The sequence below is a fragment of the Chryseomicrobium sp. FSL W7-1435 genome (assembly GCF_038595005.1).
Classification (GTDB): Bacteria; Bacillota; Bacilli; order Bacillales_A; family Planococcaceae; genus Chryseomicrobium.
This window is the reverse complement of record NZ_CP151997.1, coordinates 2,498,044-2,512,532: the sequence shown is the minus strand read 5'-3', so window position 1 is coordinate 2,512,532 and position 14,489 is coordinate 2,498,044. Positions and strand designations below refer to the sequence as shown.

The following is a 14,489-nucleotide window of genomic DNA, read 5'->3' as shown; positions in this document are numbered from 1 at the left end:
TGAAAAAATTGATACAACTGAGTTGTTTTTTATTACCTAGTCATTTAAAATAATCTTTAATCGATATCCCACTTAAATGGTTGGATTTTGAATCCAAAGGAGGAATTTCAATGACCACTTTATATCTAGTCGAATCTGTTTTTAATGGCACTATCAAGGACAAGGAATCATTCGAGCAAAAAGTAGAAGCTGTTCGTGACGAGATTGGCACTCAAGGTGCTGTTTTGATTGAAGTCCAGGTAGCAAAAGATTTATCACGTGCTTTTTTCATTATCGAAGCTGAAGAACGCACTTTAGTGAATGAATCATTACGCAAACTAGAAGTTCCGGTCACTCTGATCAAACCGGTGCGACTAGTCGGTACAGAACTAGAAGAAGTGAAAAAACAGGCGGACACGGTAAATTATTTGGTAGAGTGGAACCTTCCAGAGAACCTTACAATGGATGCTTACTTAGAAAGAAAATCGAAAAACTCGGTCCACTATGATGAGGTCCCTGAAGTGAAGTTCTCTCGCACATATGTGTGTGAAGATATGACGAAATGTCTATGCTTCTATGATTCTCCTGATGAATCAACCGTTAAGAAGGCGCGTGAAGCTGTAATGGCACCGATTGATACATTGACTGAACTATCGTAAGAATGGAAATGGGGGAGTTCCTGTGGCACACACAGACCGTTTGCAAGAGCTGATTGCTGAAAAATTAAAGCCATATGTGAAGAGAATCGATACAGAGGCGTTTTATGCATCTGACTTTTTAAAGAGTTTAGGTCAAAATGGGTTTCTCGATTCTTCTGAAGGTATTTCCTATTCACGTGAGGTGATGTTGGTAGAGGAGATTGCGAAGGTATGTATGACCACGGCATTTAATTTTTGGTGCCATTTGGCTGCGATGACCTACATCCGTCAAAGTACCAATCTTCATCTGAAGGAACACCTACTGCCACAATTTGAAAACGGCTCAATATTAGGTGCCACGGGGCTCTCAAACCCTATGAAATATTATGCAGGACTTGAAAAGCTACATTTGCGGGCGAAGAAGGTGGACGGCGGTTATATCATTTCAGGGAAGTTACCTTCAGTCTCGAACTTAGGGGACGACCACTGGTTTGGAATAGTGGCCGAAGTGGATGACGCAAGACGCATCATGGCTATTGTTCCCTGCCGAACAGAGGGCTTGTCTCTAAAGGAAAAAGCGGAGTATTTGGGAGTCAACGGTAGTGCTACTTTTGCATGTTCGTTTGAAGAGGTTTGGATTCCGGACAATTGGATTGTGGCAGAAGATGCTGACGTATTCATCCCTATAATCCGACCTGCATTTGTTCTTTATCAAACTCCCTTAGGGTTTGGGGTCACGAGAGGATCCATTGACTCGATTCTCCAAGTCTGCAATAAACAGATGGGGTGTAATAGTTATTTGCCGATCCAGTCTGAAGAACTTGAGGAACAATTGGTTACTCTAAAAAACAGCGTCTACGACATAGCAAAAGCCGGTCCTAGTGTTGGGTATTGGAAAGAATTACTCAAGCTAAGGCTTGAAGTCGCTTATTTGGCAGCCAAAGCTACTCACGGTACGATGTTGCATCAGGGAGGAGCAGGTTATTTAATGTCTAGTGGTCCGTCACGGAGATTGCGTGAGTCCTATTTCTTGTTAAACCTGACTCCTACGGTAAAACATTTAGAAAAACTCCTTCACTCAAACTGATTCTGAAGAAGGCAGCTATTAGTAATTCAATAGATATAGTCAAAGGCAAAGAACTCTTTACAAAGTTCCTTGCCTTTTTTGTAAGGTATTAGGAAGGCTTTTCTCTCTGACTGTTCCATTCTACTTTTACTAACTTAAGTGAATGGACGAAAATAAAGTTTCTTTTGGTTTTCTCATTTTATAATCCCACAAGCTATGCGATCTCCAGAATTCCCTGAAGGGTCTGTTACATAATCGTCGGGTCCTGCATGAATGACAAGTGCACTATCATCCTCATCGAGTAATGAATTCTTCTGCCCTTTTTCAAGCGTCACATTGGAAGTCACTACTTCAACATCTACCGTGCCGTTTTTCAAGATAACTAAATTAGGCAGGTCACCAGCATGATAGCCTTTTGGATTATCAAAGCCGTGTTCTTTATCCAAAGGGTTGAAATGGGCTCCAGCTGTTGTAAACTTCGGTGCATCACACTTCCCAATTTCATGAAAGTGAACTGCTTTTTCACCTGACTCTAAACCACTTAAAATTAACCGGATTTTAACACCTTTTTTTGTTTCTGTCATTTCTGCTGTTCCAATTTCTTTTCCTTCCGAATTCACAATTGATGTAGCAAGCTCATGCTGAATCTCACCACTTACTGGATTCAACATATCTTGTTTACTGCACCCAGATATAAGCAAAATGAACCCTATCAACATCCACTTCTTCATAATGAAAAACCTCCATGTTAATGACGTGTTATTAGCATGATGGCTTTATTTTCGATGAATATACTTTATTTCATATGGAGAAGCTGACACTATCAGTGAACCATAGAAGGAGGATCTGTATGCCACAAATCCATTCAATCAGCTCATATAAACCGCCTTATTCATACTCTCAAAAAGACGCAGCTTTATTGTTGAAGAATTTATTTACCGATCACTACACTGACTTAGATCGGATGTTAAAAGTATTTGAAAATGGTGAAATAGAATCGAGACAGTTTTGTGTACCGATGGAGTGGTTCGAACAGCCACACGATTTAGAAGAAAGGAATCGCCTATATATCGAGTTAGCAACTTCTTATGGTGCGTCAGCAGTTGATGCTTGCTTGAACAATTCCAAGTTTCTAAAAAAGCCTATACATCCTTCAGAGATTGACGGAATTTTTTTCATTTCCAGTTCTGGTTTTTCAACACCTAGTATTGATGCACGTATTCTAAATCAATTGCCATTTTCAGAGTATGTCAAAAGAATTCCGATTTGGGGTTTAGGATGTGCTGGTGGTGCATCCGGCTTGAGTCGTGCATTTGAATTTTGCCTTGCGTATCCAAAGGCAAAAGTACTTGTTTTGTGTGTTGAGCTCTGTAGCCTCACCTTTCAGCCTAATGACTACACGAAAAGCAATTTGATAGGGGCATCTTTATTTGCTGACGGAGTTGCATGTGCCTTAGTTTGTGGAGATGAAGTGGAAGTCTCGTCAAGTGAACCTCGTCCAAATTTTGTCGCCACAGCTGCTAAAACAATGGATAATTCAGAAGACGTAATGGGTTGGAATATGAAAAATGATGGTCTGCATGTGGTCTTCTCGAAAAGTATCCCTTCCATTATTGAAAAATGGTTAGAACCTTTTGTAACTGAATTCTTAACCGAGTATCAATTGTCAGCAGAACAAATTGATCATTTTATTGCGCACCCAGGTGGAAAAAAAGTTTTAGCTGCGTATGAAAAAGCATTGGGATTCGATTCTACTAAAACGGATATATCGAGAGAAGTATTAAAGCATAACGGCAATATGTCCTCCCCGACGGTTTTATATGTGTTAGAAGAATTTATGAAGCAGAAGAAAAGTGTCGGAGATATAGGATTATTAACCGCTCTGGGTCCAGGGTTCAGTGGCGAATTGGTGCTTTTAAAATGGACATAAATGAACTCGTTTTTTTTATCATTTTTGGATTTGTCATTATTCAACGGATAATTGAATTGTTTATAGCGAAGCGAAATGAAGAGTGGATAAAATCTCAAGGTGGGTATGAAGTGGGCAAACGTCATTATCCATTTATGGTTGTTATGCACGTCGGTTTTTTTATTAGCCTCTTGCTCGAATTCACATTACTTGATCGAGGGTTAACCTTATTTTTGATACCACTTCTTATAGTCTTTGCAATAACTCAATTAATAAGAATATGGATTCTTTCCTCATTAGGACGATTTTGGAATACGAAAATTATGATCCTTCCTGGAGCTTCCGTCGTGAAAAAAGGACCTTTTCAATTTATGCGACATCCTAATTACACAATTGTAGCTCTTGAACTGTTAGTTATTCCATTAATGTTCAATGCGTTTATAACTGTACTTGTGTTTTCTTTATTAAATTTGTGGATGTTATCTGTGCGAATTCCAATCGAAGAAGCAGCACTGTCTGAAGATACAAATTATAAGGAAGTTTTCTGATGTTAAAGAAAAAATTAGGCAACCCCCAGCTCTTGTATCGCAAACCAAGTAAACTTGGCTTGTGATTCAAGGGCTGGGGTTTATCATCTAACCAAATTACAAGATTACAATCTTTATCAAATAAAGCCTCCAAACGTAATCAGCTCCCCACGAGCAATTCCCTAAATTCTCCACGATTTAGAAAGGAACAGAAGGGGTAGAGCTAGAATACAGATAGAAAAGGAGCGTGTGCATATGAACTACGTCATTATCGGGGGAGACGCAGCCGGCATGAGTGCTGCGATGGAAATTGTTCGGAACGAAGAAAATCCACAAATCACAGTACTTGAAGCAGGACATATTTATAGCTACGGCCAATGTGGACTACCTTATGTGATCAGTGGAGAAATCGAAAAGTCATCGGACGTCATCGCGCGTAGTGTGGAAGAATTTCGGACCAAATACGGGATCGATGCACGAACAGGTCATGAAGTACGAGAGGTGGACAGTGGCAACAAAATCGTGCGTGGTCGTATTTTACATTCACTTGAAGATTTTGAGGTCTCCTACGATAAATTGCTGATTGCTACGGGGGCAGCTCCTGTTTGGCCAGAGTGGGAAGGAATTTCGTTAAAAGGGATCTACCCACTCAAAACAATTCCAGATACAGAACGAATTTTGACGGCACTTCGCAAAGATGTGAAGCGGGTGGCCATTATCGGTGGAGGGTACATAGGGCTGGAGCTCGCTGAATCGTTCCGGGAACTGGATAAAGAAGTTCGCATCTTTCAACGGGGAGCCCAACTTGCCAACATCTTTGATCCAGAGATGGCTGAATTGATTTTACGAGAAGCCGAGCGAAAAAATGTGCGGGTTCATCTAGAAGAGGAAGTCGTGAAGTTCAGTGGTGACGAATCTGTTGAAAAAGTTCACACTTCAAAAGGCGAATATGAAGCAGACCTTGTGATTGTAGCGATTGGAGTTACCCCGTCTACACAGTTCATAAATAATGCTGAAAAACTGAAAAACGGTGCGCTAGTTGTTAATGAGCGAATGGAAACGACGATTCCGGATATCTATGCGGCTGGAGATTGTGCAAGCCACTATCACCTACTAAAAGAGCAGCAGGATTACGTTCCACTCGGCACTACTGCGAATAAGCAGGGGCGGGTCGCTGGTCTATCTATGATTGGGTTCAACAATCAATTCAAAGGAATACTCGGGACATCCATTTTAAAATTCTTCGATTTAGATTTAGGGAAAACAGGGCTTAGTGAAAAAGAAGTGAAGCAATTAGGTATCGCTTATGAAACTATTACACGTGCAGGTCATGATATAGCTGGTTACTACCCAGGGAAAGAAACACTTTATACCAAGCTCATCTGGGAAAAAGAAACCCAGTGCTTGCTTGGCGCGCAAATTATAGGTGGAGACGGTGTAGACAAGCGCATAGATGTGCTGGCCGTCGCATTGACCCAAAAGATGTGTTTAGGGGAACTTTTAGATCTCGATTTGAGCTACGCACCACCATACAATGGTGTGTGGGATCCCGTCCAACAAATTGCCAAACGAAATTGGAAATTAGTAAAACGATAAGACAGACACGAATCCAACTAAGGGTTCGTGTTTTTTTATGTAAGAAGAATTTTGTGCAAGCGCTTGCATAATCATTTTGAAAGCAGTAGAATGAGAGAAAGAAAATGGGGGAGTGAATGCCGTGAAACAACAGCCTTGGTGGAAAACTAGCGTCGTATACCAAATATACCCACGCAGCTTTATGGACAGCAATGGAGATGGCATTGGGGATATCCCTGGTATCCTTACTAAACTCGATTACTTACAAAACTTAGGTATTGACGTCATTTGGCTCAGCCCTGTTTACGATTCACCGAACGATGACAATGGCTACGATATTCGAGACTACCAAAACATACATGAAGAGTTTGGTACGATGGAAGATTTAGAGCAACTGATTGAGCAAGCCAAAGCACGAGGTATTCGATTGGTGATGGATCTTGTCGTTAACCATACTTCTGATGAGCATGCTTGGTTCACAGAGTCTAAATCATCACCAGACTCTCCTTATAGAAACTATTACATATGGAAGCAAGGAAATCCACCAAATAATTGGGGGTCCGTGTTCTCAGGCTCTGCTTGGGAATCCACAGAAGACGATTGGCATTACTTGCATCTCTTCTCCCGTAAACAACCTGATTTGAACTGGCGTCATGAGCCCCTTCGCCAAGAAGTCTACGATATGATGACTTACTGGCTCGACAAGGGAATCGGTGGTTTCCGGATGGACGTCATCAACTTCATCTCAAAGCATGAAGATCTGCCAGATGGCATTGTGCACGAAGGCTCTCACTACGGAGACGGTAGCCCGTATTTCATGAACGGACCCGAGATTCACACCTATCTCCAAGAAATGAATGAGAAGGTATTAAACAAGTACGATATTCTAACAGTGGGTGAGATGCCAGGTGCATCGCCCGAGGATGCCTTGCTTTACACAAGCGAAGATCGACAAGAATTGAACATGGTGTTCACATTTGAACATATGGACTTAGACAGTGGTCCTGGAGGCAAATGGAATTACACGGATCTTTACTTACCAGATTTAAAACGCAATTTTGAGAAGTGGCAACTTGCTCTAAAAGAACAAGGGTGGAATTCACTTTATTGGAACAACCATGACCAGCCAAGAATTGTTTCACGGTTCGGTAATGATGGCACCTATCGTGTGCATTCAGCGAAAATGCTGGCACTTGTATTGCACGGGATGAAAGGAACTCCCTATATTTATCAAGGTGAAGAAATTGGAATGACGAATATCCAACTACCTGACATTTCGCATTATAAAGATATTGAAACACTTAACATGTACAACGAACGATTGGCTGCAGGTGAAGAGCCGAAAAGTATCTTGAAACGCATCTACGTAAAAGGGCGTGATAACGCTAGGACACCGATGCAGTGGACGCCACAAGGCGGATTCACAACGGGAACGCCTTGGCTTGCACAAAACCCTAACACGGCAGAAATCAACGCTGAGCAGGCTGTGAATGATCCAGATTCTATCTTTGCTTTCTATCAGCAATTGATCCGATTGCGCAAACAACTTCCGATGTTTACGGAAGGAAGTTTTGAACTGTTGTTACCAGATGACGAAGCGTTGTTCATTTATAAACGAATTCTTGGCTCGACCGTTTGGTACATCGTAGCGAACTTTACAGATAAGACACAGACAATCAAACGTAAAGACATCTCGATGCTCGACTCGGGATATGGGGTCATACTTGCAAATACACAACCGACAGAGACTGCAGAAGGATTTGAGTTGAGAGCCTATGATGCGTTCATTCTGTCATTTGAAAAAGGAGAAGACCAATGACACAAGTTCTTGGAGTAGATATCGGCGGAACAAAAATTCGCTTTGGTGTCGTCACGACAACAGGTGAGGTTTTAGCTGACTGGACTGTCCCTACACAAATTCCTCTTTATCCTTACTTGGAGCAGCATGTAAAGCATGCGATTTCCGACCATCCTGGAATTCAAGCCATTGGGATCGGGACGCGCGGCATGGTAGAACCAGGTTCAGGGAAAATCGTCTTTGAAATGCAGTTAGAAGGCTGGGAAGGAACGCCGGTCAAAGAGTGGCTGGAAGGAGCGACAGGGCTTCCGGTAGCCGTTAATAACGATGCAAATGTAGCTGCCTTGGCAGAAGCTATTCTTGGTGCAGGTCAAGGGGCACGCAACGTAGTAGCCGTTACTGTCGGTACGGGACTTGGCGGAGGCTTGATCTTTGATGGCAAAATCATGGACGGCAAACATGGCGGTGGCGGTGAAATCGGTCACATGCTTCTTTATCCACATGGCATCCCTTGTGGGTGCGGTAGACGCGGATGCGCAGAACAGTACGTATCCGGTTCAGCCATCCATCGTTTGATTCAAGAGTACCAAGTCGTACATGAAGACGGTTCATTCGTCACACCTCGTGAAGTATTTCCACTAGCTTTACAAGGCCATAAGCAAGCGCAACAAGTGCGTGCGCGTTATGTGCAGGACCTTGCGCTCACGATTTCTTCTCTACAAGCCATCCTCGACATGGATGTTGTCGTAGTCGGCGGAGGCGTCATTGATTCGGCAGAGGCTTGGTGGAGCCAACTACTTGAAGAGTTAGAACCATTGTTACTGAAGCCATTGACTTTAAAACGAGCTCAATTTGGAAATGAAGCAGGCATGCTAGGAGCAGCTATGCTTGTACGCGACGCTGCGGCGCACCGCGAGAAAGGAAGTTTGGCATGACAACTCTAACACTTAAAAATATTACAAAGAGCTATGACAATAAGGTACAAGCAGTAACTGATTTTAATTTAGAGGTGGAAGATCGCGAGTTCATCGTATTTGTAGGACCATCTGGTTGTGGGAAATCCACGACATTACGCATGATTGCGGGTCTTGAAGATATCACTGAAGGCGACTTCATGATTGATGGCAAGCGTATGAACGATGTGGCTTCTAAAGATCGCGACATCGCGATGGTGTTCCAAAACTACGCACTTTATCCACATATGAGCGTGTTCGACAACATGGCGTACGGATTGAAAATTCGCAAAGTGCCAAAAGATGAAATCAAGCGCCGTGTAGATGAAGCTGCAAAGATCTTAGGTCTTGATCCGTACCTAGATCGTAAGCCAAAAGCGCTTTCTGGTGGACAGCGTCAACGTGTAGCATTAGGCCGCGCAATCGTCCGTGATGCATCTGTCTTCTTAATGGATGAGCCATTATCGAACTTAGACTCCAAATTACGTGTTCAAATGCGTTCAGAGATTATTAAACTTCATAACCGCTTAAACACAACAACGATTTATGTGACACATGATCAAACAGAAGCAATGACGATGGCAACGCGCATTGTCATTATGAAAGACGGTGTCGTTCAACAAGTTGGTACACCAAAAGAAGTATACGACAATCCAGACAACATGTTCGTTGGTGGCTTTATTGGTTCACCTTCTATGAACTTCCTAACAGGTACAGTGGTAAACGGTCAGTTCAAAGTTGGCGAAGTACTGATTTCACTAACGGATGACCAACAAGCACGTTTAAAAGCATACGAAGGACAAGAAGTCGTTCTTGGTATTCGTCCAGAGCATGTTACAGATGATAACGGAGCTTATGATGTAACGCACGCACACCGAGTACCTGCCTACATTGAAGTGGCAGAACTTACAGGTGCCGAGCAGATTTTATATGCAAATTTAGAAGGGCAAGACTTCATTGGACGTGTAGATGCACAAAACGGTATCGAACGCGGCCAGACTGTGGATCTCGTGTTCCACATGGAGCGGGCACACTTCTTTGATAAAGAGACTGAACTACGAATCGGCGCGGTTGACACTATCTAAGAAAGAAGGAGTTCGCATGGCTGTAACGATTATAGATGTTGCACGAGAGGCCAATGTCTCTCCTTCCACTGTTTCACGTGTCATCGCCGATCACCCACGGATTAGTGAAAAGACGAAGAAAAAGGTACGGGAAGTCATGGAAAGTATGCACTACTATCCAAACTTCCAAGCACGAAATCTTGCAGCACGCACGACGCAAACTATTGGTGTCGTGATGGCAAACTCAGCGACACTCGCATTCCAAAACCCGTTCTTCCCGGAAGTCATCCGAGGAATTTCTACAACGGCACATGCCTGCAAGCTAGGTCTGTATTTATCTACAGGTGGCACAGAAGAAGAGATTTTCCAAGAAGTTGTCGCGATGGTACAGGGGAGAAAAGTAGATGGCATCATCTTGTTGTACTCTCGAGTAGATGATAAAACACTCAATTACTTACGTGAGATGCATTTCCCGTTCACGATTGTGGGGCGTCCATATGCATTTGAAGACCAAGTAGATTTTGTCGACAATGACAACAAAAAGATTGCACAAGATGTGGTGGAATATTTATTCGGATTAGGGCATCGCGAAATCGCCTTCATCGGAGGAGATTTAGAGTTCGTCGTATCATCTGATCGTCTAGAGGGATACCGTGCGGCACTTGAATCGCATGCATTAAAGTATCAAGAACAATATTTTATCCACGACTTTGCTTTTGAGCAGGATGGAAAAGAAGCAATCAGACAGTTAATGACACAACAGTCACCACCTACTGCTCTAGTGGCGCACGATGACTCAGTAGCGTACGAAATCATTCGTTACCTTGAACAATTAGAGATTCGCGTACCAGAAGATGTTTCGATTATTAGCTTTAATAACCATGCCTTGTCAGAGCATGTAAAACCACCTTTGACATCAGTGGATATCAATATTTTTGAATTGGGTCTAAAAGCGACCGAGTTACTACTCGAGCGCATCAAACAACCAGAGAGAGAAGCGACCCATCAGTTTGTGGACACTACGCTCATCGTCCGCAACTCCTGCCAATCTCTCAATACACGGTAGAAGTAAGTGAGGCAGCATATGAAAAAAACATGGTGGAAAGAAGCGGTGGCGTACCAAGTCTACCCACGAAGCTTTCAAGATTCAAATGGAGACGGGATTGGAGACTTGCAAGGTCTGATTTCTCGCTTGGATTATATTCAAGACTTAGGAATCGATATTATCTGGATCTGTCCGATGTACAAGTCACCAAATGACGACAATGGCTATGATATCAGTGATTATCAAGATATTATGGACGAGTTTGGTACGATGGCAGATTTCGATGAATTGCTTGCCGAAGTGCACAAGCGTGGTATGAAGCTGATTATTGACCTTGTCATCAATCACTCTTCAGATGAACACGAGTGGTTTATCGAATCTCGTGAGTCTAAAGAAAATGACAAACGCGACTGGTATATTTGGAAAGATGGCAAGGACGGCAAAGAACCAAACAACTGGGGTAGTATTTTCGGCGGTTCTGCTTGGGAATACGACGAGGCAAGTGGTCAATACTTCTTGCACTTGTTCTCTACTAAACAACCAGACCTTAATTGGGAAAATGAAGATGTGCGTACAGCTTTGTATAACATGGTCAACTGGTGGTTGGACAAAGGAATCGACGGTTTCCGCGTAGATGCAATCAGCCATATCAAGAAAGACCTGACATTCTCGGATATGCCGGAAGAAGAAGGCAAAGAGTACATTCAAGCTTGGTCGAAGTACATGAATGTAGAAGGAATCATGCCATTCTTAGGTGAGCTGAAAGACAAGACATTCGCGAACTACGACATTATGACGGTCGGAGAAGCGAATGGTGTAAGCAGTGAACAAATCTCAGAATGGGTCAACGAGACTGACGGCAAGTTCGATATGATCTTCCAATTTGAACACTTAGGTTTATGGGACGGGAATACGTTAGACGTTCTTGAGTTGAAAAACGTTTTGACGCGCTGGCAACATGCCCTAGCTAATGACGGTTGGAATGCTTTATTCCTAGAAAATCATGACAAAGCCCGCATTGTTTCTACATGGGGGAATGATCAAGAGTACTGGGCGCAAAGTGCAAAAGCTTTGGCGACGATGTATTTCTTCATGAAAGGAACACCATTCATCTACCAAGGACAAGAAATTGGTATGACGAATGTTCAGTTCGATACTATTGATGAATACAACGATGTTTCAGCTAAAAACATGTATAAAGAGCGTACGGCTAACGGAGAAACGCACGAAGCAATCATGCAAGACTTGTGGCAGACAAGCCGTGACAATTCTCGTACGCCGATGCACTGGTCAGATGAGATGAATGCTGGCTTCTCGACGGGGTCACCTTGGATTGGGATGAACCCAAATTACACAGAAATCAATGTGGATCGCCAGTTGGCGGACGAAGCGTCCATTCTTCATTTTTATAAAACAATGATTCGTTTACGCAAAGAAAATGAAGCCTTCGTTTATGGAGACTATGAGCTAATGCTGGCAGAAGATACACAAGTTTACGCTTATACTCGTAGTTTTGAAAACACACGTTTCTTGATTGTTTCGAATTTAACAAAGGAAACGGCATCGATTGAAAGTCTTTATACGACAGTGAAGGATGCAGAAATTATTTTAACTAATTCAGATTCAGAAGGCCTTGAGCTTGCTCCTTTTGAAGCCCGTATATACAAACTTGTTTAATAGCGAACCCTTGTCCAGTGGATGAGGGTTTTCATTCGTATTTTAAAATGCACTTGATTACACTAAGTAGAGGAGGCGATAGTCATGAAACTCGCACTATTTGGAGCAACAGGTCGTGTAGGTAAGCAGTTGGCTGAATTGGCTCTTGCGGCAGGTCACGAACTGCATTTACTTGTTCGTTCAAAGCAAGAGTGGATGGAACAACCAGGGATTCATGTGTGGGTAGGTGATGCTCGGAAAGCACAAGACATCGAGCAGGTCTTACAAGGAGTAGACGCCGTTTTTAGTGGTCTTGGAACAGATAAAAAAACTACGCTTTCTGAATTTGTTGCAGCTGTGGTTCCGGTGATGAAAAATCAACAGGTTTCGCGAATTGTGACAATTGGGACGGCCGGTATTTTAAACAGTCGAACCGAACCAGGCGCTTACAGATTTCAATCTGGGGAATCCAATCGAAAATTGACGTTTGCTGCTGAGGAACATGCCAAAGTCTTTGAGGCATTCAAGGACAGTGACCTAGACTGGACGATTATCTGCCCGACCTATCTGCCAGATGGTCCGCTGACTGAAGTGTACAGAACCAAGGAAGATTACCTGCCTATTGATGGCAAACAGATCTCGACAGCAGATACTGCCCATTGCGCCTATACAGCGCTCGCCGAAGATAAATTTAAACGTACTCGAGTGGGACTCGCGTATTAAACTAAACATACTAGAACAAAATACAGAACTAAAACCCAACTAGTTAGAAAGTTGAGTGGAGTGTAGGGGTTGACTCCAGTGGGATCAAAAGTCGAAACGTGAGACCCCGCAGGAGCTTGCGACGAGGAGGCTCACGACGCGCCCACGGAACGCAGCCCCGAAACGGAACTCAATATACAGGAAAAATCAGCAAATTCTCTGGAACCCTAGAGAACTTGCTGATTTAATTTTGTCCTAATCTCTTTTTGTTGAATTAAAATCCTGGTTTGTTTAGTAAGCGGAACATATTCACTTTATACTCTTCTACACCAGGTTGATCAAATGGGTTGATTTCAAGCAGATAAGCACTGTATGCACAGCTGATCATGTAGAAATACAACAAGTAACCAATCGTGTCCTCTGATAAATCAGGGATTTCAAGCGTCACTAGAGGTACTCCTCCAGATAAATGGGCTTCAGCAGTAGCTTGTTGCACAGCATCATTTACTGTGTGTAGCGTCTTGCCAGCCAAGTAATTTAGTTCGTCGCTGTCATTTTCCGCAAGTTGCATCGTGATGTCGTCTTCTACTGACGCTACTTTTAAAAATGTTTCAAACAACATACGCTTGCCATCTTGTACGTATTGTCCAAGAGAATGCAAATCAGTCGAGTATTGAACAGATGCTGGGAAAATCCCTTTTCCTTGCTTGCCTTCACTTTCTCCAACAAGTTGCTTCCACCACTCTTGGACAAACTTCAAACGTTCTTCGAAGATGGCCGAGATTTCTACTGGATAGCCAGTCGAATACAAGTGGTCACGAACTAGTGCATATTGTATTGCTGGGTTTTCCTCTAAATCGACCGTAGCTAATTCGCCTTCTGCACGTTTCGCACCTGCTAACAGGTGATCAATGGAGTGACCTGCTGCTGCGATAGGAAGGAGACCAACCGATGTTAAGACAGAATAACGTCCTCCAATATCGTCTGGAACAACAAAACGAGCATAGTCTTTTTCTTTCGCGACATCTAATAGAGCACCTTTTTCCGCATCGGTGGTTACATAAATACGCTCAGCAGCCTCTTGGCCATAGCGTTTTTCCATGTAGTCTTGAATAAAACGGAAAGCAATCGCGGGTTCAGTTGTCTTGCCAGATTTGGAGATGACGTTGACGGCAACTTCTTTCGTATCAAGATACGTCAGGAGGTTTTTAAGGTAAGCCCCACTCACTAAATGACCGGCAAAGATAATCTCTACTTTTTCAGTCACTTGGAACGGCTGACGCAACGCTTCGAGGACAGCTTTTGCCCCTAAATAAGAACCACCAATTCCGATGACGACTAGTACGTCTGCCTGCTGCTGAATTTTTTCTGCGGTCTTTTGGATACGCTCCACTAACTGTGAGTCGATTTCAGAAGGCCAGTTTTTCCAGCCTAAAAATTCAGCTCCTGCTGAAGTGCGGGCGTTCATTGCTTCAGAAATAGCGTTGATTTTTTGTGAAGTTTCTGGTGTAACTAGTGAACGATAATCGCCAGAAAATGAGACTTGAACTGTCATTGGAAAACTCCCTTTTCGTGTA

The 14,489-nt window shown here is 43.0% G+C and carries 13 protein-coding genes; 11 read left to right on the top strand and 2 right to left on the bottom strand.

The features are described from left to right. Nucleotides 1–110: 110 nt before the first annotated feature. Both MKY84_RS12735 and MKY84_RS12730 read left to right on the top strand, forming a co-directional pair. The gene (locus MKY84_RS12735; protein ID WP_342526480.1) at nucleotides 111–638 is read left to right on the top strand and encodes a DUF4242 domain-containing protein; all 528 of its coding nucleotides are present in this window, start codon (nucleotides 111–113) and stop codon (nucleotides 636–638) included. Nucleotides 639–660: 22 nt separating this feature from the next. Next, nucleotides 661–1,704 (top strand): acyl-CoA dehydrogenase family protein, encoded by a 1,044-nt coding sequence (locus MKY84_RS12730; protein ID WP_342526478.1) that lies wholly within the window; start codon nucleotides 661–663, stop codon nucleotides 1,702–1,704. Between the two features lie 173 nt (nucleotides 1,705–1,877). Here the strand turns inward: MKY84_RS12730 and MKY84_RS12725 are convergent, their stop codons facing one another. Beyond that, nucleotides 1,878–2,414 (bottom strand): superoxide dismutase family protein, encoded by a 537-nt coding sequence (locus MKY84_RS12725; RefSeq protein WP_342526477.1) that lies wholly within the window; start codon nucleotides 2,412–2,414, stop codon nucleotides 1,878–1,880. 119 nt (nucleotides 2,415–2,533) lie between these two features. Here MKY84_RS12725 and MKY84_RS12720 point away from each other — a divergent pair, with 119 nt between their 5' ends. The 9 genes from MKY84_RS12720 to MKY84_RS12680 all read left to right on the top strand — a co-directional run bounded on the left by MKY84_RS12720 (nucleotide 2,534) and on the right by MKY84_RS12680 (nucleotide 12,933). Further along, nucleotides 2,534–3,613, top strand: coding sequence for a 3-oxoacyl-[acyl-carrier-protein] synthase III C-terminal domain-containing protein (locus MKY84_RS12720; protein WP_342526475.1), 1,080 nt, complete (start codon nucleotides 2,534–2,536; stop codon nucleotides 3,611–3,613). Then, nucleotides 3,604–4,140 (top strand): isoprenylcysteine carboxylmethyltransferase family protein, encoded by a 537-nt coding sequence (locus tag MKY84_RS12715; RefSeq protein ID WP_342526473.1) that lies wholly within the window; start codon nucleotides 3,604–3,606, stop codon nucleotides 4,138–4,140. The genes MKY84_RS12720 and MKY84_RS12715 overlap by 10 nt, the downstream gene beginning before the upstream one ends. Before the next feature lie 234 nt (nucleotides 4,141–4,374). Beyond that, complete coding sequence (locus MKY84_RS12710; protein WP_342526471.1) at nucleotides 4,375–5,715, top strand: FAD-dependent oxidoreductase; 1,341 nt, start codon at nucleotides 4,375–4,377, stop codon at nucleotides 5,713–5,715. Nucleotides 5,716–5,836: 121 nt separating this feature from the next. Then, a complete protein-coding gene (locus MKY84_RS12705; protein ID WP_342526469.1) occupies nucleotides 5,837–7,513 on the top strand; it encodes an alpha-glucosidase in 1,677 nt (558 codons plus the stop codon). After that, a complete protein-coding gene (locus MKY84_RS12700) occupies nucleotides 7,510–8,427 on the top strand; it encodes an ROK family protein (protein ID WP_342526467.1) in 918 nt (305 codons plus the stop codon). Before MKY84_RS12705 ends, MKY84_RS12700 begins: the two co-directional genes overlap by 4 nt. Continuing rightward, complete coding sequence (gene ugpC, locus MKY84_RS12695; protein ID WP_342526466.1) at nucleotides 8,424–9,530, top strand: sn-glycerol-3-phosphate ABC transporter ATP-binding protein UgpC; 1,107 nt, start codon at nucleotides 8,424–8,426, stop codon at nucleotides 9,528–9,530. The genes MKY84_RS12700 and ugpC overlap by 4 nt, the downstream gene beginning before the upstream one ends. 16 nt (nucleotides 9,531–9,546) lie before the next feature. Continuing rightward, complete coding sequence (locus tag MKY84_RS12690) at nucleotides 9,547–10,575, top strand: LacI family DNA-binding transcriptional regulator (RefSeq protein WP_204590111.1); 1,029 nt, start codon at nucleotides 9,547–9,549, stop codon at nucleotides 10,573–10,575. A gap of 18 nt (nucleotides 10,576–10,593) precedes the next feature. After that, complete coding sequence (locus MKY84_RS12685; protein WP_342526462.1) at nucleotides 10,594–12,231, top strand: alpha-glucosidase; 1,638 nt, start codon at nucleotides 10,594–10,596, stop codon at nucleotides 12,229–12,231. A gap of 84 nt (nucleotides 12,232–12,315) precedes the next feature. Then, nucleotides 12,316–12,933 (top strand): NAD(P)H-binding protein, encoded by a 618-nt coding sequence (locus tag MKY84_RS12680; RefSeq protein ID WP_342526461.1) that lies wholly within the window; start codon nucleotides 12,316–12,318, stop codon nucleotides 12,931–12,933. Nucleotides 12,934–13,186: 253 nt separating this feature from the next. Here the strand turns inward: MKY84_RS12680 and MKY84_RS12675 are convergent, their stop codons facing one another. Further along, complete coding sequence (locus MKY84_RS12675; RefSeq protein WP_342526459.1) at nucleotides 13,187–14,467, bottom strand: glucose-6-phosphate isomerase; 1,281 nt, start codon at nucleotides 14,465–14,467, stop codon at nucleotides 13,187–13,189. Between the last annotated feature and the right edge of the window lie 22 nt (nucleotides 14,468–14,489).

What these genes read in the sequence shown, in the direction of transcription:
- MKY84_RS12720 (WP_342526475.1), top strand. Translation starts at nt 2,534, where the DNA reads ATGCCACAAATCCATTCAATCAGCTCATATAAACCGCCTTATTCATAC.
- MKY84_RS12675 (WP_342526459.1), bottom strand. Translation starts at nt 14,467, where the DNA reads ATGACAGTTCAAGTCTCATTTTCTGGCGATTATCGTTCACTAGTTACA.
- MKY84_RS12685 (WP_342526462.1), top strand. Translation starts at nt 10,594, where the DNA reads ATGAAAAAAACATGGTGGAAAGAAGCGGTGGCGTACCAAGTCTACCCA.
- MKY84_RS12690 (WP_204590111.1), top strand. Translation starts at nt 9,547, where the DNA reads ATGGCTGTAACGATTATAGATGTTGCACGAGAGGCCAATGTCTCTCCT.
- MKY84_RS12725 (WP_342526477.1), bottom strand. Translation starts at nt 2,414, where the DNA reads ATGAAGAAGTGGATGTTGATAGGGTTCATTTTGCTTATATCTGGGTGC.
- MKY84_RS12680 (WP_342526461.1), top strand. Translation starts at nt 12,316, where the DNA reads ATGAAACTCGCACTATTTGGAGCAACAGGTCGTGTAGGTAAGCAGTTG.
- MKY84_RS12735 (WP_342526480.1), top strand. Translation starts at nt 111, where the DNA reads ATGACCACTTTATATCTAGTCGAATCTGTTTTTAATGGCACTATCAAG.
- MKY84_RS12715 (WP_342526473.1), top strand. Translation starts at nt 3,604, where the DNA reads ATGGACATAAATGAACTCGTTTTTTTTATCATTTTTGGATTTGTCATT.
- ugpC (WP_342526466.1), top strand. Translation starts at nt 8,424, where the DNA reads ATGACAACTCTAACACTTAAAAATATTACAAAGAGCTATGACAATAAG.
- MKY84_RS12700 (WP_342526467.1), top strand. Translation starts at nt 7,510, where the DNA reads ATGACACAAGTTCTTGGAGTAGATATCGGCGGAACAAAAATTCGCTTT.
- MKY84_RS12710 (WP_342526471.1), top strand. Translation starts at nt 4,375, where the DNA reads ATGAACTACGTCATTATCGGGGGAGACGCAGCCGGCATGAGTGCTGCG.